The sequence below is a fragment of the Mycolicibacterium aurum genome, assembly GCF_900637195.1.
GTDB classification, from domain to species: domain Bacteria; phylum Actinomycetota; class Actinomycetes; order Mycobacteriales; family Mycobacteriaceae; genus Mycobacterium; species Mycobacterium aurum.
Genome location: NZ_LR134356.1, coordinates 4,316,584 through 4,335,997, shown reverse-complemented (window position 1 = coordinate 4,335,997; position 19,414 = coordinate 4,316,584). Strand labels below are relative to the sequence as shown.

Sequence of the window (19,414 nt, the reverse complement as noted above, 5' to 3'; positions counted from 1 at the left end):
CTCCAGGCAGGAAGACGAAGAACCATGGCAGAGTTGACAATCTCCGCTTCTGACATCGAAAGCGCCGTCGAGGACTACGTATCTTCGTTCTCCGCCGACACCGAGCGCGAAGAGATCGGTACCGTCATCGACGCCGGCGACGGTATCGCGCACGTCGAGGGGCTTCCCTCGGTCATGACCCAGGAACTCCTCGAGTTCCCAGGCGGTGTGCTGGGTGTCGCGCTGAACCTCGACGAGCACAGCGTCGGCGTCGTGATCCTCGGCGACTTCGAGAAGATCGAAGAGGGCCAGCAGGTCAAGCGCACCGGTGAGGTCCTCTCGGTGCCGGTCGGCGACGCGTTCCTCGGCCGCGTCATCAACCCGCTCGGCCAGCCGATCGACGGCCAGGGCGACATCGAGTCGACCGAGCGCCGCGCGCTGGAGCTCCAGGCTCCGTCGGTGGTTCAGCGCCAGGGCGTGTCCGAGCCGCTGCAGACCGGTATCAAGGCCATCGACTCGCAGACCCCGATCGGCCGCGGTCAGCGCCAGCTGATCATCGGCGACCGCAAGACCGGCAAGACCGCGGTCTGCGTCGACACCATCCTCAACCAGCGTGAGGCGTGGGAGACCGGCGATCCCACGCAGCAGGTGCGCTGCGTGTACGTCGCGATCGGCCAGAAGGGCACCACGATCGCCAGCGTGAAGCGGGCGCTCGAAGACGGTGGCGCGATGGAGTACACCACCATCGTCGCCGCGCCCGCCTCCGACGCAGCCGGCTTCAAATGGCTTGCGCCCTACACCGGTTCTGCCATCGGGCAGCACTGGATGTACGACGGCAAGCACGTCCTGATCGTGTTCGACGACCTCTCGAAGCAGGCTGACGCCTACCGCGCCATCTCGCTGCTGCTGCGTCGCCCGCCGGGTCGCGAGGCATTCCCCGGCGATGTGTTCTACCTGCACTCGCGGCTGCTGGAGCGTTGCGCCAAGCTGTCCGACGAGCTCGGCGGTGGATCGATGACCGGGCTGCCGATCATCGAGACCAAGGCCAACGACATCTCGGCGTTCATCCCGACCAACGTCATCTCGATCACCGACGGCCAGTGCTTCCTGGAGTCCGACCTGTTCAACCAGGGCGTGCGACCGGCCATCAACGTCGGTGTCTCGGTGTCCCGCGTCGGTGGTGCCGCACAGATCAAGGCGATGAAGGAAGTGGCGGGAAGTCTCCGTCTGGAGCTGTCGCAGTATCGCGAGCTCGAGTCCTTCGCCGCGTTCGCCTCGGACCTGGATCCGGCGTCCAAGGCGCAGCTGGAGCGCGGCGCACGCCTGGTCGAGCTGCTCAAGCAACCGGCGTTCACGCCGTACCCGGTCGAGGATCAGGTCATCGCGATCTTCCTCGGCACCAAGGGACACCTGGACTCCGTTCCCGTCGAGGACGTCGCGCGTTTCGAGCGCGAGGTGCTGGAGCACGTCAAGGCGGCCCACGAGGACGTCCTGAAGGAGATCCGGGAGACCAAGAAGCTCCCCGAGGAGTCCCAGGATCGCCTGAACGACATCATCAACGAGTTCAAGAAGGGCTTCTCGGCCAGCGACGGTAGCTCCGTGGCGGTGAACGAGGCGGAGGCCGAAGCGATGGACGAAGAGGACGTCGAGAAGGAATCCGTCAAGGTCCGCAAGCCGGCGAAGAAGTAGTGACGCAGAAGGCACTGAAGGGTCTGGAGAGCTAGATGGCTGCAACACTGCGCGAGCTTCGTGGGCGCATCCGTTCCGCCGGGTCGATCAAGAAGATCACCAAGGCCCAGGAACTCATCGCGACGTCGCGAATCGCGAAGGCGCAGGCCCGAGTCGAGGCGGCTCGGCCCTATGCGCGCGAGATCACGAGCATGCTCACCGAGCTTGCCAGTGCCAGCGCACTGGACCACCCGCTGCTGGTGCAGCGCGAGAATCCGCGCCGCGCCGCGGTGCTGGTGGTGTCGTCGGACCGCGGCTTGTGCGGCGCGTACAACGCGAACGTGCTGCGCCAGACCGAAGAGCTCTTCTCGCTGCTGCGCGAGGAGGGCAAGGAGCCGGTGGTCTACGTCGTCGGTCGGAAGGCGTTGGGCTACTTCAACTTCCGCCAGCGCGACGTGGTGGAGTCGTGGACCGGCTTCTCCGAGCGCCCCACCTACGAGCAGGCCCGCGAGATCGCCGACACCCTGGTGACGGCATTCATGTCCGGCGCCGACGACGACGGTGACGACGCGGGCGACGACGGCATCCTCGGCGTCGACGAACTCCACATCGTCTTCACCGAGTTCAGGTCGATGCTGTCGCAGTCGGCGGCAGCGCGCCGGATCGCGCCGATGGTGGTCGAGTACGTCGAGGACGAGCCCGAAGACGACGGGCCGCGCACCCTCTTCTCGTTCGAGCCGGATGCGGAGAGTCTGTTCGACGCGCTGCTTCCGCGGTACGTCGCGACCCGCGTCTACGCCGCGCTGCTGGAGGCCGCGGCCTCGGAGTCGGCGTCGCGCCGACGCGCCATGAAGTCGGCCTCGGACAATGCCGACGACCTCATCAAGGACCTGACCCTGCAGGCCAACCGCGAACGCCAGGCTCAGATCACCCAGGAAATCAGCGAGATCGTCGGCGGGGCCAACGCGCTGGCCGACGCCCGCTAGCCCACAACGACACGACAAGCCACCGTAGGAAGCGAAGAGGAAATGACTGCTACCGCAGAAGAAACCAAGAGCGACAGCAAGAGCGGTTCGGCCGGTCGCGTCGTACGTATCACCGGGCCGGTCGTGGACGTGGAGTTCCCGCGGGGCTCGGTGCCGGAGCTGTTCAACGCTCTGAACGCCGAGATCACCTACGGTGACCTGGCCAAGACCCTGACCCTCGAGGTCGCGCAGCACCTGGGCGACAACCTGGTGCGCACCATTTCCATGCAGCCCACCGACGGTCTGGTGCGCGGCGTCGAGGTGACCGACTCGGGTCGGTCCATCTCGGTGCCCGTGGGCGACGGCGTCAAGGGCCACGTGTTCAACGCACTCGGCGCCTGCCTCGACGAGCCCGGCTACGGCGAGGACTTCGACCACTGGTCGATCCACCGCAAGCCACCGCCATTCGCCGAGCTCGAGCCCCGCACCGAGATGCTCGAAACCGGCCTCAAGGTCGTCGACCTCCTCACCCCGTACGTGCGTGGCGGCAAGATCGCCCTGTTCGGCGGCGCCGGCGTCGGCAAGACCGTTCTGATCCAGGAGATGATCAACCGCATCGCCCGCAACTTCGGTGGCACCTCGGTGTTCGCCGGCGTGGGGGAGCGCACCCGTGAGGGCAACGACCTCTGGGTGGAGCTCGCGGACGCCGACGTGCTCAAGGACACCGCGTTGGTGTTCGGCCAGATGGACGAGCCGCCCGGCACGCGTATGCGCGTCGCGCTGTCGGCCCTGACGATGGCCGAGTACTTCCGCGACGAGAAGCAGCAGGACGTGCTGCTGTTCATCGACAACATCTTCCGGTTCACCCAGGCCGGCTCCGAGGTCTCCACACTGCTCGGTCGTATGCCGTCCGCCGTGGGTTACCAGCCGACCCTGGCCGACGAGATGGGCGAGCTGCAGGAACGCATCACCTCGACCCGTGGTCGGTCCATCACGTCGATGCAGGCCGTGTACGTGCCCGCCGACGACTACACCGACCCGGCGCCGGCCACCACGTTCGCGCACCTGGACGCCACCACCGAGCTCAGCCGTAACGTGTTCTCCAAGGGCATCTTCCCGGCCGTGGATCCGCTGGCGTCGAGCTCGACCATCCTCGACCCCGGCGTCGTCGGTGACGAGCACTACCGCGTGGCCCAGGAAGTCATCCGGATCCTGCAGCGCTACAAGGATCTGCAGGACATCATCGCCATCCTCGGTGTCGACGAACTCGCCGAAGAGGACAAGCAGCTGGTGCAGCGCGCGCGGCGTATCGAGCGCTTCCTGAGTCAGAACATGATGGCCGCCGAGCAGTTCACCGGACAGCCGGGCTCGACGGTGCCGCTGAAGGAGACCATCGAGGCCTTCGACAAGCTCAGCAAGGGCGACTTCGACCACCTCCCCGAGCAGGCGTTCTTCCTGATCGGCGGCCTGGACGACCTGGCGAAGAAGGCCGAGAGCCTCGGCGCCAAGCTGTGATGAGCGCTTGCGCGAAGAACAGATGGGTGGTGTGACATGGCGGAACTGAACGTCGAGATCGTCGCCGTCGAGCGCGAGCTCTGGTCGGGTGAAGCCACTTTCGTGTTCACCCGCACCACCGCCGGTGAGATCGGCATCCTGCCGCGGCATATCCCGCTGGTGGCGCAGCTCGTCGACGACGCCATGGTGCGGGTCGAACGCGAGGGCGAGGACGATCTCCGGATCGCGATCGACGGGGGATTTCTCTCCGTGACCGAAGAGACAGTCCGAATTCTGGTGGAGAACGCCGAGTTCGAGTCGGAGATCGATGCGGACTCGGCCAAGCAGGACTCCGAGTCGGAGGACGAGCGCACCGCGGCATGGGGTCGGGCGCGCCTGCGCGCCCTCGGCCAACTGGACTGACCGCCGATGAGCGCGTCCATGCTGTTCATGGTCGCGCTGGTCGGCGTGCTACTGCTCGTCGTCGTCGCCCTGACCTACCGGCTGTGGAAGCTCAGGCAGGTCGGTGGCACGGCAGCAATCTTGCGGGACGTCCCCGCGGTCGGTGGTCACGGCTGGCGGCACGGGGTGATGCGGTACCGCGGCGGTGAAGCCGGTTTCTACCGGTTGTCGAGCCTGCGCTGGTGGCCGGACCGGACCCTGAGCAGGCGCGGCCTGGAGGTGGTGTCGCGGCGCCCACCCCGCGGCGACGAGTTCGACATCATGACCGACGAGATCGTCGTGCTCGAACTGCGGGACGCCGGGCCGGACCGGGGACGCGGATACGAGATCGCGCTGGACCGAGGCGCGCTGACCGCATTCACGTCCTGGCTGGAGTCGCGGCCCTCTCCGCGGACACGGCGCAGATCTTATTGAGTCCGTTATCCGCGGGGGCTATTGCCCCTGTGCTCCCGGCTTCCAGAGCACGTCCCCGTCCGGGTTCGCCACCCGGGACAGAATGAACAGCAGGTCAGACAACCTGTTCAGGTACTTCGCCGGCAGCACGCTGATGGAATCTCCGTGAGTGTCGACTGCTCTCCAGGCGGACCGTTCCGCGCGTCGGGCCACGGTGCGGGCCACATGAAGCAGCGCCGACAACGACGTACCGCCAGGCAGGATGAACGAGTTCAGTGCGGGCAGGGATTCGTTGAATTCATCGCACCACTTCTCCAGGCGGTCGATGTAGGTCTGCTGGATGCGCAGCGGGGCGTATTCGGGGTTCTCGACCACCGGAGTGGACAGGTCGGCACCGGCGTCGAACAGGTCGTTCTGAATCTGGCGTAGCACCCCCAGGATGCGCTCGTCGGGGGAGCCGAGTGCCACTGCGACGCCGATGGCGGCGTTGGTCTCGTCACAGTCGGCGTAGGCCGCCAGTCGTGCATCGTTCTTCGACACCCTGCTGAAGTCGCTGAGGCCGGTGGTGCCATCGTCGCCGGTCCGCGTATAAATCCTCGTCAGGTGCACTGCCATGGTGCAAACGGTACCGGGCACTGTGGGACCGCCTCGGCTCGGCAGCCTGACATGACCCACCGGGCTGTTTACACTGACCGGCGTGAGCGAGCGATTCGTGGTGACCGGTGGTAGCCGGTTATCGGGCGAAGTTGCCGTCGGGGGCGCCAAGAACAGTGTGCTGAAATTGATGGCCGCGGCCCTGCTCGCGGAGGGCACCAGCACCATCACCAACTGTCCGGACATTCTCGATGTGCCGCTGATGGCGGAGGTGCTGCGCGGGCTCGGTGCCACGGTCGAACTGGACGGCGACACTGTGCGGATCACTTCGCCGGACGAGCTGAAATACGACGCAGACTTCGCCGCGGTGCGGCAGTTCCGGGCGTCGGTATGCGTGCTCGGGCCGCTGGTGGGCCGGTGTAAGAAGGCCAAGGTCGCTCTCCCGGGCGGCGACGCCATCGGCTCCCGCCCGCTCGACATGCATCAGGCGGGTCTGCGGCAGCTGGGGGCCAGATGCAACATCGAGCACGGCTGTGTGGTGGCCGAGGCCGAACATCTGCACGGCGCGGAGATTCAGCTGGAGTTCCCGTCGGTCGGGGCGACGGAGAACATTCTCATGGCCGCGGTGCTGGCCGACGGCGTGACCACGATCCATAACGTCGCGCGGGAACCGGACGTCGTCGATCTCTGCACGATGCTCAACGAGATGGGCGCCCAGGTCGCCGGTGCGGGATCGTCGACGCTGACCATCACCGGCGTCGACCGCCTGTACCCCACGGAGCACCGGGTGATCGGGGACCGGATCGTCGCAGCGACGTGGGGGATCGCCGCGGCGATGACGCGCGGCGACATCTCGGTAGCCGGAGTGGACCCCGCGCACCTGCAATTGGTGCTTCACAAACTGCACGATGCCGGCGCGACCGTCACACAGACCGATGACGGGTTCCGGGTGGTGCAGTACGAGCGGCCGAAGGCGGTCAATGTCGCCACCCTGCCGTTCCCAGGATTTCCGACCGACCTGCAACCCATGGCCATCGGATTGGCGGCGATCGCCGATGGCACATCGATGATCACCGAGAACGTCTTCGAGGCGCGGTTCCGCTTCGTCGAGGAGATGATCCGGCTCGGCGCCGATGCCCGGACCGATGGACACCATGCGGTCGTGCGCGGGATTCCGCAGCTGTCGAGCGCACCGGTGTGGTCGTCGGACATCCGGGCCGGCGCGGGTCTGGTGTTGGCCGGGTTGGTCGCCGACGGTGACACCGAGGTGCACGACGTGTTTCACATCGACCGCGGCTATCCGAAGTTCGTGGAAAATCTCGTCGGATTGGGTGCGGAGATCGAGCGCGTGCAGTAGCTTCCAGGCCGCTATACCGCCCCTGTACTGGTCATTTGGGGCTTTGGCTGACAGCGCGTAGTATTTCCACAGAAGCAAGCGGCCCGATCCGGTCGGAGTTAGATCGGATCTAGAGGACGAGGCTTGACTACCCCGACCAGTTTATGTAAGCTGGCAGGGTTGCCTGAAAACCGGGTGTGTTGTTTGAGAACTCAATAGTGTGTTTGGTGGTTTTTGTTTGTTGTTTTTGTTCACCTCTTTTTCCCGTTTAGGGGTGGATGTTTTTTTGATGCCAGTTTTGGTGTCTTGTTTGATGATCGGATTTCTCTGATTGTGAATTCTGCCGGGTTTGTCCCGGGGTTTTTGTTTGGAGAGTTTGATTCTGGCTCAGGACGAACGCTGGCGGCGTGCTTAACACATGCAAGTCGAACGGAAAGGCCCTTCGGGGTACTCGAGTGGCGAACGGGTGAGTAACACGTGGGTGATCTGCCCTGCACTTTGGGATAAGCCTGGGAAACTGGGTCTAATACCGAATAGGACTACGCGATGCATGTCGTGTGGTGGAAAGCTTTTGCGGTGTGGGATGGGCCCGCGGCCTATCAGCTTGTTGGTGAGGTTACGGCTCACCAAGGCGACGACGGGTAGCCGGCCTGAGAGGGTGACCGGCCACACTGGGACTGAGATACGGCCCAGACTCCTACGGGAGGCAGCAGTGGGGAATATTGCACAATGGGCGCAAGCCTGATGCAGCGACGCCGCGTGAGGGATGACGGCCTTCGGGTTGTAAACCTCTTTCGCCAGGGACGAAGCGCAAGTGACGGTACCTGGAGAAGAAGGACCGGCCAACTACGTGCCAGCAGCCGCGGTAATACGTAGGGTCCGAGCGTTGTCCGGAATTACTGGGCGTAAAGAGCTCGTAGGTGGTTTGTCGCGTTGTTCGTGAAAACTCACAGCTCAACTGTGGGCGTGCGGGCGATACGGGCAGACTGGAGTACTGCAGGGGAGACTGGAATTCCTGGTGTAGCGGTGGAATGCGCAGATATCAGGAGGAACACCGGTGGCGAAGGCGGGTCTCTGGGCAGTAACTGACGCTGAGGAGCGAAAGCGTGGGGAGCGAACAGGATTAGATACCCTGGTAGTCCACGCCGTAAACGGTGGGTACTAGGTGTGGGTTTCCTTCCTTGGGATCCGTGCCGTAGCTAACGCATTAAGTACCCCGCCTGGGGAGTACGGCCGCAAGGCTAAAACTCAAAGAAATTGACGGGGGCCCGCACAAGCGGCGGAGCATGTGGATTAATTCGATGCAACGCGAAGAACCTTACCTGGGTTTGACATGCACAGGACGTGCCTAGAGATAGGTATTCCCTTGTGGCCTGTGTGCAGGTGGTGCATGGCTGTCGTCAGCTCGTGTCGTGAGATGTTGGGTTAAGTCCCGCAACGAGCGCAACCCTTATCTTATGTTGCCAGCGCGTAATGGCGGGGACTCGTGAGAGACTGCCGGGGTCAACTCGGAGGAAGGTGGGGATGACGTCAAGTCATCATGCCCCTTATGTCCAGGGCTTCACACATGCTACAATGGCCGGTACAAAGGGCTGCGATGCCGTGAGGTGGAGCGAATCCTTTCAAAGCCGGTCTCAGTTCGGATCGGGGTCTGCAACTCGACCCCGTGAAGTCGGAGTCGCTAGTAATCGCAGATCAGCAACGCTGCGGTGAATACGTTCCCGGGCCTTGTACACACCGCCCGTCACGTCATGAAAGTCGGTAACACCCGAAGCCGGTGGCCTAACCCCTTGTGGGAGGGAGCCGTCGAAGGTGGGATCGGCGATTGGGACGAAGTCGTAACAAGGTAGCCGTACCGGAAGGTGCGGCTGGATCACCTCCTTTCTAAGGAGCACCACGAGACCTGGTCCCGCCCACATCGTGTGGGGGTTCGGTGAATCAGGCGATTCGTTGGATGGCCCTGGCCTGTAGTGGGTTTCAGGGTCTGGTGCACACAACAGACTTAGCGAGCCGGTTGGGAAATGCCGGTGAGGATGACCATCAGACACACTATTGGGCTTTGAGACAACAAGCCCGCGGCCCGGTTCTCGTTGGAGGATCGTGTGCCGGCCTTTACCCCGGTTGGATTTCGGTTCGAGGGGGTGGGGGTCTTGTTGTTGCCCTGCTTTGGTGGTGGGGTGTGGTGTTTGATTTGTGGATAGTGGTTGCGAGCATCTAGACGCACAGTGCTTGTGGTGTTGTGTGTCTGGTTGTAATGCAAATTTTTCTGATACCCGCACAGGGTTCTGTCTCTTTCTTTTTGGAGGGGGCGGGGTTGTGTGTGGGTGATGACTCATTTTTTTGGTTTTGTGTTGTAAGTGTTTAAGGGCGCATGGTGGATGCCTTGGCACTGGGAGCCGATGAAGGACGTGGGAGGCTGCGATATGCCTCGGGGAGCTGTCAACCGAGCGTGGATCCGAGGATGTCCGAATGGGGAAACCCGGCACGAGTGATGTCGTGTCACCCGGCACTGAATACATAGGTGTCGGGGGGGAACGCGGGGAAGTGAAACATCTCAGTACCCGTAGGAAGAGAAAACAAAAGTGATTCCGTGAGTAGTGGCGAGCGAAAGCGGAGGATGGCTAAACCGTGTGCATGTGATACCCGGCGGGGGTTGTGTGTGCGGTGTTGTGGGGTTCGTCTTCTCTCATCCGCCGATGAGGGCAGGAGTAAGAAACTGTGGGGTTAGGTGAAGTGGCTTGGGATGGCCTGCCGTAGAGGGTGAGAGCCCCGTAACCGAAAACTCGATAGCTCCTGTGATGTGTCCCCGAGTAGCAGCGGGCCCGTGAAATCTGCTGTGAATCTGCCGGGACCACCCGGTAAGCCTGAATACTTCCCAGTGACCGATAGCGGATTAGTACCGTGAGGGAATGGTGAAAAGTACCCCGGGAGGGGAGTGAAATAGTACCTGAAACCGTGCGCTTACAATCCGTCAGAGCCCTCCTTCGTGGTGGGGTGATGGCGTGCCTTTTGAAGAATGAGCCTGCGAGTCAGGGACATGTCGCGAGGTTAACCCGTGTGGGGTAGCCGTAGCGAAAGCGAGTCTGAATAGGGCGTATCCAAGCAACAGTGCTTGGTGTAGTGGTGTGTTCTGGACCCGAAGCGGAGTGATCTACCCATGGCCAGGGTGAAGCGCGGGTAAGACCGCGTGGAGGCCCGAACCCACTTAGGTTGAAGACTGAGGGGATGAGTTGTGGGTAGGGGTGAAAGGCCAATCAAACTCCGTGATAGCTGGTTCTCCCCGAAATGCATTTAGGTGCAGCGTCGCAGTGTTCGTGTCGGAGGTAGAGCTACTGGATGGCCGATGGGCCTCACAAGGTTACTGACGTCAGCCAAACTCCGAATGCCGACACGGTTGAATGCGGCAGTGAGACGGCGGGGGATAAGCTCCGTGCGTCGAGAGGGAAACAGCCCAGATCGCCGGCTAAGGCCCCTAAGCGTGTGCTAAGTGGAAAAGGATGTGCAGTCGCGAAGACAACCAGGAGGTTGGCTTAGAAGCAGCCACCCTTGAAAGAGTGCGTAATAGCTCACTGGTCAAGTGATTGTGCGCCGATAATGTAGCGGGGCTCAAGCACACCGCCGAAGCCGCGGCAGCACACTTGTTGTGCTGGGTAGGGGAGCGTCCTGCATCCGGTGAAGCAGCAGAGTGATCTAGCTGTGGAGGGTGTGGGAGTGAGAATGCAGGCATGAGTAGCGATAAGGCAAGTGAGAACCTTGCCCGCCGAAAGACCAAGGGTTCCTGGGCCAGGCCAGTCCGCCCAGGGTGAGTCGGGACCTAAGGCGAGGCCGACAGGCGTAGTCGATGGACAACGGGTTGATATTCCCGTACCCGTGTGTGAGCGTCCCTGATGAATCCGTTCTGCTAACCGCCCAAATGGTGGTCCACCAATCCCTTCGGGGTGCGGGGTTCACCGGCTGCGCGGGACCCGGACGGGTAGTAGTCAAGCGATGGGGTGACACAGGAAGGTAGCCGTACCAGTCAGTGGTAATACTGGGGTAAACCTGTAGGACGAGTGATAGGCAAATCCGTCACTCATATGTCTGAGAGGTGATGCATAGCCGATTGAGGCGAATTCGGTGATCCTATGCTGTCGAGAAAAGCCTCTAGCGAGCGCACACACGGCCCGTACCCCAAACCAACACAGGTGGTCAGGTAGAGAATACCAAGGCGTACGAGTGAACTATGGTTAAGGAACTCGGCAAAATGCCCCCGTAACTTCGGGAGAAGGGGGACCCACATACCGTCATGGCACTTGCTGCCGGCAGCGGTCGTGGGTGGCACAAACCAGTGAGAAGCGACTGTTTACTAAAAACACAGGTCCGTGCGAAGTCGCAAGACGATGTATACGGACTGACGCCTGCCCGGTGCTGGAAGGTTAAGAGGACCCGTTAACCCTTCGGGGTGAAGCGGAGAATTTAAGCCCCAGTAAACGGCGGTGGTAACTATAACCATCCTAAGGTAGCGAAATTCCTTGTCGGGTAAGTTCCGACCTGCACGAATGGCGTAACGACTTCTCAACTGTCTCAACCATAGACTCGGCGAAATTGCATTACGAGTAAAGATGCTCGTTACGCGCGGCAGGACGAAAAGACCCCGGGACCTTCACTACAACTTGGTATTGGTGCTCGATACGGTTTGTGTAGGATAGGTGGGAGACTGTGAAACCAAGACGCCAGTTTTGGTGGAGTCATTGTTGAAATACCACTCTGATCGTATTGGGCCTCTAACCTCGAACCGTATATCCGGTTCAGGGACAGTGCCTGGCGGGTAGTTTAACTGGGGCGGTTGCCTCCTAAAAAGTAACGGAGGCGCCCAAAGGTTCCCTCAACCTGGACGGCAATCAGGTGTTGAGTGTAAGTGCACAAGGGAGCTTGACTGCGAGACGTACATGTCGAGCAGGGACGAAAGTCGGGACTAGTGATCCGGCACCTCTGAGTGGAAGGGGTGTCGCTCAACGGATAAAAGGTACCCCGGGGATAACAGGCTGATCTTCCCCAAGAGTCCATATCGACGGGATGGTTTGGCACCTCGATGTCGGCTCGTCGCATCCTGGGGCTGGAGCAGGTCCCAAGGGTTGGGCTGTTCGCCCATTAAAGCGGCACGCGAGCTGGGTTTAGAACGTCGTGAGACAGTTCGGTCTCTATCCGCCGCGCGCGTCAGAAGCTTGAGGAAACCTGTCCCTAGTACGAGAGGACCGGGACGGACGAACCTCTGGTACACCAGTTGTCCCACCAGGGGCACCGCTGGATAGCCACGTTCGGACAGGATAACCGCTGAAAGCATCTAAGCGGGAAACCCCCTCCAAGACCAGGCTTCTCACCCATTCAGTGGGATAAGGCCCCCCGCAGACCACGGGATCGATAGACCAGACCTAGAAGACTAGTAATAGTCGCAGGGAACTGGCACTAACCGGCCGAAAACTTACAACAACCAACAAAACCTCGCAACCACAACCACAAACCACACAACACACATAAAACCCCCGGGTAATATGTGTGAACCACACCCCACCACCAAATAACACAGGGGCCCACAAAGTTACACTCACAAACGAGTGAATAAAGTTACGGCGGTAATAGCGACAGGGAAACGCCCGGACCCATCCCGAACCCGGAAGCTAAGCCTGCCAGCGCCGATGATACTACCCCTCCGGGTGGAAAAGTAGGACACCGCCGAACACAATTTAAGTCCTGTGCCCCCCAATGCAAATTGGGGGGCACAGGCATTTCCAGAGATCAATGGAAATGGTCGAATAATGTCGGGACGGCCGTCGAAGAATTGGTTTTCTCCATTCCCAGCAGCATTCTTTTGCGTTCCAATCCGCCGCCATATCCGGTGAGGCCGCCATTCGCCCCGATAACCCGATGGCATGGCACGATGATTCCGATCGGGTTGTGTCCGTTCGCCAATCCGACGGCGCGACTCGCTCCGGGTGCGTCGATCTCACGGGCGATCTGGCCGTACGATCGCGTTTCTCCGTAGGGAATGGTGAGCAGCGCCCTCCACACCCGTCGTTGAAAGGCCGTGCCGACGAGGTCGAGATCGAGTTCGAATTCGCGCCGTAGTCCGCCGAAATACTCGTCCAGTTGTGCAACCACATCCGCAAAAGCGGAATCGTCCTGGCGCCAGTTTGTGCGATCGGGTTCGTAGGTCTGATCGACCATTCGCAGATGTTGCAGCCGTTCGCCCTCGCCGGCCAGCGTCAGGGGGCCCACCGGGCTGTCCATCGTTCGATATCGCACACCATTCATCGTTTCTCCCGGGGTGGCCAGTGGTTCACTGCATGGTCAAGCGCTGTCCAAAGGTGTTGCGTCGCATAGGAACGCCATGGCCGCCAGCTGCTGCTGCGCTCGGTGAGCAAGCGTGGTGCCGATGGCAGGCCCACTTGCTCGGCTGCGACGCGGACGCCGAGATCCGTGACGGGAAACGCGTCGGGATCACCCAGGCCCCGCATCGCGATCATCTCTGCGGTCCACGGACCGATGCCGGGCACGGCCAGAAGTTGCTCACGAGCGGTGTCCCAATCGCACCCGGGGTCGAGCCGCACTGTTCCGTCACCGAGCGCGGTGACCAGGGCGCCCAGCGAACGCTGACGCGCCTTGGGGAACGCAAGGTGGCGGGGGTCGATGTCGGCGATCTGCGCCATGGACGGGAAGACATGGGTGAGACCGCCTTCGGGGTCATCGATCCCATGCCCGTAGGCATGGACGATCCGAGCAGTGTGCGTGCGTGCTGCGGCCATCGAGACCTGTTGGCCCAGCACCACCCGGACTGCAAGCTCGTGCTCGTCGACGGTGCGGGGGATGCGCTGGCCCGGGGCTTTGGCGACCAACGGGGCGAGGCTCTCGTCGGTTCCGAGCGCGTCCACGATCGCCTCGGGATCGGCATCGAGGTCCAGCAGGCGTCGGCTCCTGGCTGTCGCCGTGGACAGGTCGCGGAAATCGTCGAGCACGAGGCGGCATCGCACATGATCGGGGTGAGGAGTCAGGCTCACGATCCCGCTGCCGTGTGGCAGACGCAATGTCCTGCGGTAGGCGCCGTCACGCACTTCTTCGACACCGGGAACGGCGCTGGCCGCCAGGTGTCCGAACAGCCCTTCGTACGCGAACGGCGCCCGCACCGGCAGGCGCAGCGACATCACACCGGTCCCGACAGCGTCGTCGCGGTCCAGTCGGGTGCGGGCGCGGGCGCGCAACATCGTCGGGGTGAGACCACATACCGTCCGTACGGTGTCGTTGAACTGGCGGATGCTGGAGAACCCCGCCGCGAATGCGACGTCGCTGAACGCCATCTCGGTGGTCTCGATGAGCACCCGTGCCATCTGGGCCCGCTGAGCGCGTGCCAGCGCCAACGGTGTTGCCCCCACTTCGGCCTGCATGAGTCTTTCCAACTGCCGGACGGTGTAGCCCACGCGGGAGGCGAGCCCGGTGACACCGTCTCTGTCGACCGCGCCGTCGGCGATGAGGCGCATGGTGCGGGCCACCACATCGCTGCGCACGTTCCATTCCGGCGAGCCGGGTGAGGCGTCGGGCCTGCACCGCTTGCATGCCCGGAAGCCGGCGCGTTGGGCAGCCGCCGCCGTGGGGTAGAACCTCATGTTCTCGGCGTACGGCGGACGGACCGGACAGCTCGGTCGGCAGTAGATCTTCGTGGTCAGCACGGCCGTGACGAACCACCCGTCGAAGCGGGCGTCCTTGGACTGCACCGCCCGATAACAGCGGTCGAAGTCAGCGTGCATGACATGACACTTACACGTGGCCACCGACAGGACTAGCGGAAAAGCGACATCGTCGTCGCCTGCCGGCCAGATCGCTGCGCCTACACTTCCGCCCATGGCCGAATTGGTGCAGCGTTACCTCGACCAGATCCGCGCCGAACACGCAGGCGTCACCGACGGTGCCCTGGCCGACTACATCCCGGAGTTGGCCGCCGTCGACCCGAACGGCTTCGGCCTCTCGCTCTCGTCGGCTGACGGATTCATCTACGAATCCGGCGATTCAGCAGTGGAATTCACGATCCAGTCCATTTCCAAGCCGTTGACCTACGCGCTCGCGCTCGACCAGATCGGTGCCGAGGCGGTCGACGCCAAGATCGGTGTCGAGCCCTCGGGCGAGGCCTTCAACGAGATCAGCGTCGACCACACCACGAAGATCCCCAAGAACCCGATGATCAACGCCGGGGCCATCGCGGCGGTCTCGCTGATTCCCGCGAGCTCGCCCGACGAACGGTTCGCGGTGATCCGCGAGTTCTACTCGGGGTTCGCGGGTCGCCAGCTGGAGCTCGACCACGACGTCTACACCTCGGAGAAGGCGACGGGGAGCCGCAACCGCGCGATCGGCTACATGCTGCAGAGTTTCGGGGTGCTCGACGGTGACCCCGATGAGGTCCTCGATGTGTACTACCGTCAGTGCTCACTCCGCGTCACGTCCACCGACCTCGCAAAGATGGGCGCGACGTTCGCGCGCGGCGGCGTCAACCCCCAGACCGGCCGCCGGGTAACCGGTGCGTCGGTGGTCAAGCGCGCCCTGTCGGTGATGGTCACCTGCGGCATGTACGACGCCGCCGGGGACTGGGTCAGCGCGGTGGGCCTGCCGGCGAAGAGCGGGGTCGGCGGCGGCATCGTCGCGGTGCTGCCCGGGCAGTTGGGCATCGGCACCTACTCGCCGCTTCTCGACGAGAAGGGCAACAGTGTGCGCGGAGTGCGATTGTGCCGCAGCCTTTCTGAACAACTCGGCCTGCACTTCCTCACGGTGTCACGTGATTCGCGGGCGACGCTGCGGGCCACGTACAAAGCCGGCGAGGGCATCCGGGTGTACGAGACGCACGGTGATCTGCTGTTCAGCGGTGCCGAGCAGGTGGTCCGGCGCGTCGACCGCGAGCGGAACGACTTCGACGTCGCGATCCTCGACGTCTCCGGCGTGGACGACATCGACGACGCCGCGCGGGCGCTGCTGTCGGGGATGAGTGCCGCGCTGCGCGCGGAAGGCAAGGAGGGCTACCTCGTCGACCCCGACGGGATCGTCATCCGGAACGAACCCGGGTTGGAGGCCGTCCGCTATCGAGCCGTCGACGACGCGGTCGCCGCAGCGACGACGTGGCGTGACAGCGGGCTGCGCAGCACCCACTGAGGTCAGGCGCCGCGATGCACGGGGCCCATCAGCGCGGCGATCTGCGCGACCGTCGACTCCACCTCCGAGAGCCGTGGCTGCACCCGCTCCGGCACCCATGCCAACGCGATTTCTGCAGGCGCCCAGGTGGACTCGTCCACCGGAATCAGCTTGAACTCCGGCGGCGAGAAGATCTTGCCGATGAAGGAGTCCGGTGCGTAGCTGACCACCGCGACGAGATGCCGATTGAACACCTGGGTTGCCATCTCGACCTCGCCGCCGCGCTGCTGGGTGGTCCGGACGATGCGGTGGATTCCCCGGCGGTTGAGCAGCCGCGTGAGTCCGGCGAGGACGACAGGGTTGGGCCGGGCGAAGTCGATCGCCACGTCCCGGTCGCGCAGTTCCTCGATGGACACCAGATCCTTGGCGGCCAGCGGATCGTCGAAACGCACCGCCACCCCGCCCTGGTAGCGGGCCACCACGTGGCAGCGCAGCCGCTTGTCCGACGCAGGCAGGTGGATCAGGCCGAGCTCGGCGTGGCCGGCGATGAGCTTGGCGGTGACTTCCGCGGCCGAACCGGGGACGCTGAACGCGGCCGGGACCGACAGACCCGACAGCACCGTCTCCAGCTGCGCGAGCAGGTCGGATGGGGCGTACGCGGTCGCGCTCACCCGTATCGGTGCCTGCCCCTGCACCGATTGCGCTGCCGCCGTCTTGAATTCCTCGACCTGGCGCAGGATCTCCCGCGCCGGGCCCACCAGCCGCTGGCCGAGGGGGCTCAACCGCACCTCGTGATAGCTGCGCTCGAACAGTGCGCCGCCCAGCTCCTTCTCCAGCAATTTGATCTGCTTGCTGAGCGGCGGCGGCGTGATCATCAGCTTGTCCGCGGCACGCTTGAAGTGCAGTTCGTCGGCAACTGCGACGAAGTACCTGAGCCTGGTGAGGTCGATGTCCATTCCTGCCGCAGTCGCACCGGTGAACCCCCTCGAATGCTACGAGACGGCCTGCGCTGGGTGATCAGGGTAGCGCCGCAGATTGCGCCTGCGGCGTCTCCAGCACCCCGCGCCGGTGCAGATCATCGATCTGGTCGGGGTCGAGGCCGAGCAGTTCGGTGGCGATCTCAGAGGTCTGTTCACCGAGCAGTGGCGCCTGACCCAGCGGCGGGTCGGCCACGTGGTCACAGTGGACCTGCACGTTCTCCAACATGAACGGTGCCGGCCCGTGCGGATGCAGCTCTTCCCGAAATGCGCGGCGCTGCTGGTAGTACCCCCACCCGGGAATGTCGTGGGCGTGCAGAACCGCGCCGGCAGGCACGCCGGCCGCCTGCAGCAGGTCCATCGCCTCTGTCCGGGAGCGCTGCGACGTCCAGGTCGCCAGCGCGTCGACGAGCGCCCGCCCGCCCTCGTCGGTGAAGCCGATGACGTCGGCCAGCGCGCGCCGGTCTGCGTCGTCGCGGACGGAGACGGTGACCCAGGTGTCGTCGCCGTCGGCCGGAAAGGAGCCCCACGGAAGGTCGGTGCGTGGCTCGTCGGTCCGGACGTGCCCGCCACGCTGCAGTGCGTCAGCGGCGATGTCTGCGGCGAGGTGGCTGAGCATGACCTCGGCCTGCGAGATGCTGGCCGCGCCGCCGCTGCCGGTGCGCTCGCGGCGCAGCAGCAGCGCCAGCGCGGTGAGCGTGCCGATCCGGGCGGCGACGTGGTCGGGGTAGACGGTGACGGTGTCGCAGAACGTCTCGGTGTCATCGGGATACACCCACAGGTTGGTGAAGCCCACGGCGGACCGCACCAGCGGGCCATACCCGAGCCGCTTGGCCCACGGACCTGTCGGCCCGAACGCCGAGCTGTCGACCACCACGATCTCGGGGTTGATCTGCCGAAGCGTCGCGTAGTCCATCCCCAGAGAATCGGCCACGCCCGGTTTGTAGTTGGTGAGCACCACGTCGGACTGGGCCACCAGGCGGTGAGCGAGGGCTCTGCCCTCGGGGGACCGCAGGTCGATGCCGATCGAGCGCTTGTTGCGGTGTCCGGCGGCGAACGGCTGCGTCATGACCGTCGGCTTGCCGATCCGCAGCCCGTCCGGGTGCGCCGAGTGTTCGATCTTGACGACGTCGGCCCCGAGATCGCCGAAAAGCCGTCCGGTGTCGGCGCCCACGACGATCACGCCGAGGTCCAGGACGCGGATGCCCTCCAGCGGACGCCCCTCGCCGCGGCGATCCCGGCCGGCCAGCAGCGGTGCGGCGTCCAGGCGGCGAATGGCAGGCGGTTCGCCTGCCGCCGCGAGGGCGCTGGCGCGGTGGCCGTCGATCTCGCTGACGCCCAACGGAACCGGGGCGACCACGCCGGGCGCGAGCTCCACGTCGCGGAAGAATCCGCGTGCGGTGAAGTGGTCGGCGTTGAGGGCTTCGGACAGGGTGAGAACCGCTGCGGCCGGTACACCGTGTGCCTGGCCCTGTGCCTCCAGTTCAGCGCGCGTCTTGTCGGCGCAGAAGCGCCCGATCGCGTCGAGAAGATGCGGGGACCTGAACCGCTTGCCGAGCTTGGCGTAGGAGGGGTCGGCGAACTCCTCGGGCCGGCCCATCCACTCGAACATTCCGTGCCATTGCCGTGTGGACAGCACACAGATGCGGACGTGACCGTCCTTGCAGGCGAAGATGGGGTAGCGCTGGCGCTCGGCGTTCCAGTCGCGCTGCTGCGCGCTGACCGCCACCCCGACCGACGCGCTGCCTGCCGTTCCGAACGGCGGGTCGAGTGTCTGCATCGCGCCGTCGAGAACGGAGAAGTCGATCATGTCGCCTTCGCCGGTCCGCAACCGGTCCAGGAAAAGGCTGAGTGTCATCACCGCGGCCTGCGCGGCCGCCACCTGGTAGGGCAACTCCGCCGGTGGCGTCAACGGCTCCCGGCCGGGAACGCCGGACCGGGACAGCTCACCGGCAAGCGCGTGCAGGACAGGGCCGGTCGCCTGCCAGGTGCGGTACTCGGTGTCACGTCCGAAATCGCTGATCGACAGGATCACCAGCTGCGGATGAGCGGCACGGACATCTCGCACCGACAGCGCCGATTCGGCCGGTGACCCCGGCTGGGTGTCCTCGATCAGGATGTCGGCGCCGGCGAGGAGACGGCTGAACTGCTCCTGTCCGACCGCCGTCCAGAGGTCGATCTCGACTGCCGGCATGCCGTGCCGGTCGATCGCGGTGGCGACCGGCACACCGTCGATGTGCGGGCCGACCGGCGGGTGGCCGGGGACGCCGGCCAGACGGAGCACCGTGACATGCGCGCCGAGGTCGGCGAACAAGCGGCCGACAGCCGTCATCGGACCGGAGGACATGTCCAGTATCCGGACCCCGGCGAGCGGCGGATCGTATGAGGCAGCGGACATT

The 19,414-nt window shown here is 64.0% G+C and carries 12 protein-coding genes and 3 rRNA genes; 10 read left to right on the top strand and 5 right to left on the bottom strand.

Translation table 11 applies throughout. The annotated features are described in order from the left end of the window. The first annotated feature begins 24 nt into the window (after window positions 1–24). The 5 genes from atpA to EL337_RS20240 are packed head-to-tail and all read left to right on the top strand — an operon-like array spanning window position 25 to window position 4,982. On the top strand, window positions 25–1,668 hold the full coding sequence (gene atpA, locus EL337_RS20260) for a F0F1 ATP synthase subunit alpha (RefSeq protein WP_048635303.1): 1,644 nt from the start codon (window positions 25–27) through the stop codon (window positions 1,666–1,668). 35 nt (window positions 1,669–1,703) lie between these two features. Continuing rightward, the gene (locus tag EL337_RS20255; RefSeq protein WP_048635304.1) at window positions 1,704–2,633 is read left to right on the top strand and encodes a F0F1 ATP synthase subunit gamma; all 930 of its coding nucleotides are present in this window, start codon (window positions 1,704–1,706) and stop codon (window positions 2,631–2,633) included. 42 nt (window positions 2,634–2,675) lie between these two features. Next, the gene (gene atpD / locus EL337_RS20250; protein WP_048635305.1) at window positions 2,676–4,127 is read left to right on the top strand and encodes a F0F1 ATP synthase subunit beta; all 1,452 of its coding nucleotides are present in this window, start codon (window positions 2,676–2,678) and stop codon (window positions 4,125–4,127) included. 36 nt (window positions 4,128–4,163) lie between these two features. Beyond that, window positions 4,164–4,529, top strand: coding sequence for a F0F1 ATP synthase subunit epsilon (locus EL337_RS20245; RefSeq protein WP_048635306.1), 366 nt, complete (start codon window positions 4,164–4,166; stop codon window positions 4,527–4,529). Window positions 4,530–4,535: 6 nt separating this feature from the next. Next, window positions 4,536–4,982 (top strand): DUF2550 domain-containing protein, encoded by a 447-nt coding sequence (locus EL337_RS20240; RefSeq protein WP_048635307.1) that lies wholly within the window; start codon window positions 4,536–4,538, stop codon window positions 4,980–4,982. A gap of 18 nt (window positions 4,983–5,000) precedes the next feature. Here EL337_RS20240 and EL337_RS20235 read toward each other — a convergent pair whose 3' ends face one another. Next, entirely contained in the window at window positions 5,001–5,576 is a 576-nt protein-coding gene (locus tag EL337_RS20235; protein WP_048635308.1) for a cob(I)yrinic acid a,c-diamide adenosyltransferase, read from the bottom strand. 82 nt (window positions 5,577–5,658) lie between these two features. On the opposite strand from EL337_RS20235, the gene murA reads away from it, so the two are divergent. The 4 genes from murA to rrf all read left to right on the top strand — a co-directional run bounded on the left by murA (window position 5,659) and on the right by rrf (window position 12,609). Continuing rightward, window positions 5,659–6,912, top strand: a complete 1,254-nt coding sequence (murA, locus tag EL337_RS20230) for a UDP-N-acetylglucosamine 1-carboxyvinyltransferase (protein WP_048635309.1) — start codon at window positions 5,659–5,661, stop codon at window positions 6,910–6,912. A gap of 343 nt (window positions 6,913–7,255) precedes the next feature. Further along, window positions 7,256–8,775, top strand: a 16S ribosomal RNA gene (locus tag EL337_RS20225). 467 nt (window positions 8,776–9,242) lie between these two features. After that, window positions 9,243–12,360 (top strand): 23S ribosomal RNA (locus EL337_RS20220). A 136-nt stretch (window positions 12,361–12,496) separates the two neighbouring features. Next, window positions 12,497–12,609 (top strand): 5S ribosomal RNA (rrf, locus tag EL337_RS20215). The 16S, 23S and 5S rRNA genes sit together here, the layout of an rRNA operon. A 57-nt stretch (window positions 12,610–12,666) precedes the next feature. On the opposite strand, the gene EL337_RS20210 is transcribed toward rrf, so the two are convergent. Together EL337_RS20210 and EL337_RS20205 are read right to left on the bottom strand one after the other, a co-directional pair. After that, window positions 12,667–13,182, bottom strand: coding sequence for a methylated-DNA--[protein]-cysteine S-methyltransferase (locus tag EL337_RS20210; protein ID WP_048634350.1), 516 nt, complete (start codon window positions 13,180–13,182; stop codon window positions 12,667–12,669). Then, a complete protein-coding gene (locus EL337_RS20205) occupies window positions 13,179–14,669 on the bottom strand; it encodes a DNA-3-methyladenine glycosylase 2 family protein (RefSeq protein WP_048634351.1) in 1,491 nt (496 codons plus the stop codon). The genes EL337_RS20210 and EL337_RS20205 overlap by 4 nt, the downstream gene beginning before the upstream one ends. Window positions 14,670–14,763: 94 nt before the next feature. On the opposite strand from EL337_RS20205, the gene glsA reads away from it, so the two are divergent. Further along, window positions 14,764–16,059 carry a glutaminase A gene (gene glsA, locus EL337_RS20200; RefSeq protein WP_048634352.1) on the top strand — a complete coding sequence of 432 codons (1,296 nt, stop codon included), beginning with the start codon at window positions 14,764–14,766 and terminating at the stop codon, window positions 16,057–16,059. 2 nt (window positions 16,060–16,061) lie between these two features. Here the strand turns inward: glsA and EL337_RS20195 are convergent, their stop codons facing one another. Both EL337_RS20195 and EL337_RS20190 read right to left on the bottom strand, forming a co-directional pair. Continuing rightward, on the bottom strand, window positions 16,062–16,994 hold the full coding sequence (locus EL337_RS20195; protein ID WP_048634353.1) for a LysR family transcriptional regulator: 933 nt from the start codon (window positions 16,992–16,994) through the stop codon (window positions 16,062–16,064). A 61-nt stretch (window positions 16,995–17,055) separates the two neighbouring features. Next, window positions 17,056–19,413, bottom strand: a complete 2,358-nt coding sequence (locus EL337_RS20190; RefSeq protein WP_048634354.1) for a CaiB/BaiF CoA-transferase family protein — start codon at window positions 19,411–19,413, stop codon at window positions 17,056–17,058. Between the last annotated feature and the right edge of the window lies 1 nt (window position 19,414).

Coding starts and splice junctions, on each gene's coding strand:
- atpA (WP_048635303.1), top strand. CDS start 25: ATGGCAGAGTTGACAATCTCCGCTTCTGACATCGAAAGCGCCGTCGAG.
- EL337_RS20255 (WP_048635304.1), top strand. CDS start 1,704: ATGGCTGCAACACTGCGCGAGCTTCGTGGGCGCATCCGTTCCGCCGGG.
- atpD (WP_048635305.1), top strand. CDS start 2,676: ATGACTGCTACCGCAGAAGAAACCAAGAGCGACAGCAAGAGCGGTTCG.
- EL337_RS20245 (WP_048635306.1), top strand. CDS start 4,164: ATGGCGGAACTGAACGTCGAGATCGTCGCCGTCGAGCGCGAGCTCTGG.
- EL337_RS20240 (WP_048635307.1), top strand. CDS start 4,536: ATGAGCGCGTCCATGCTGTTCATGGTCGCGCTGGTCGGCGTGCTACTG.
- EL337_RS20235 (WP_048635308.1), bottom strand. CDS start 5,576: ATGGCAGTGCACCTGACGAGGATTTATACGCGGACCGGCGACGATGGC.
- EL337_RS20210 (WP_048634350.1), bottom strand. CDS start 13,182: ATGAATGGTGTGCGATATCGAACGATGGACAGCCCGGTGGGCCCCCTG.
- EL337_RS20205 (WP_048634351.1), bottom strand. CDS start 14,669: ATGCACGCTGACTTCGACCGCTGTTATCGGGCGGTGCAGTCCAAGGAC.
- glsA (WP_048634352.1), top strand. CDS start 14,764: ATGGCCGAATTGGTGCAGCGTTACCTCGACCAGATCCGCGCCGAACAC.
- EL337_RS20195 (WP_048634353.1), bottom strand. CDS start 16,994: ATGGACATCGACCTCACCAGGCTCAGGTACTTCGTCGCAGTTGCCGAC.
- EL337_RS20190 (WP_048634354.1), bottom strand. CDS start 19,413: ATGTCCGCTGCCTCATACGATCCGCCGCTCGCCGGGGTCCGGATACTG.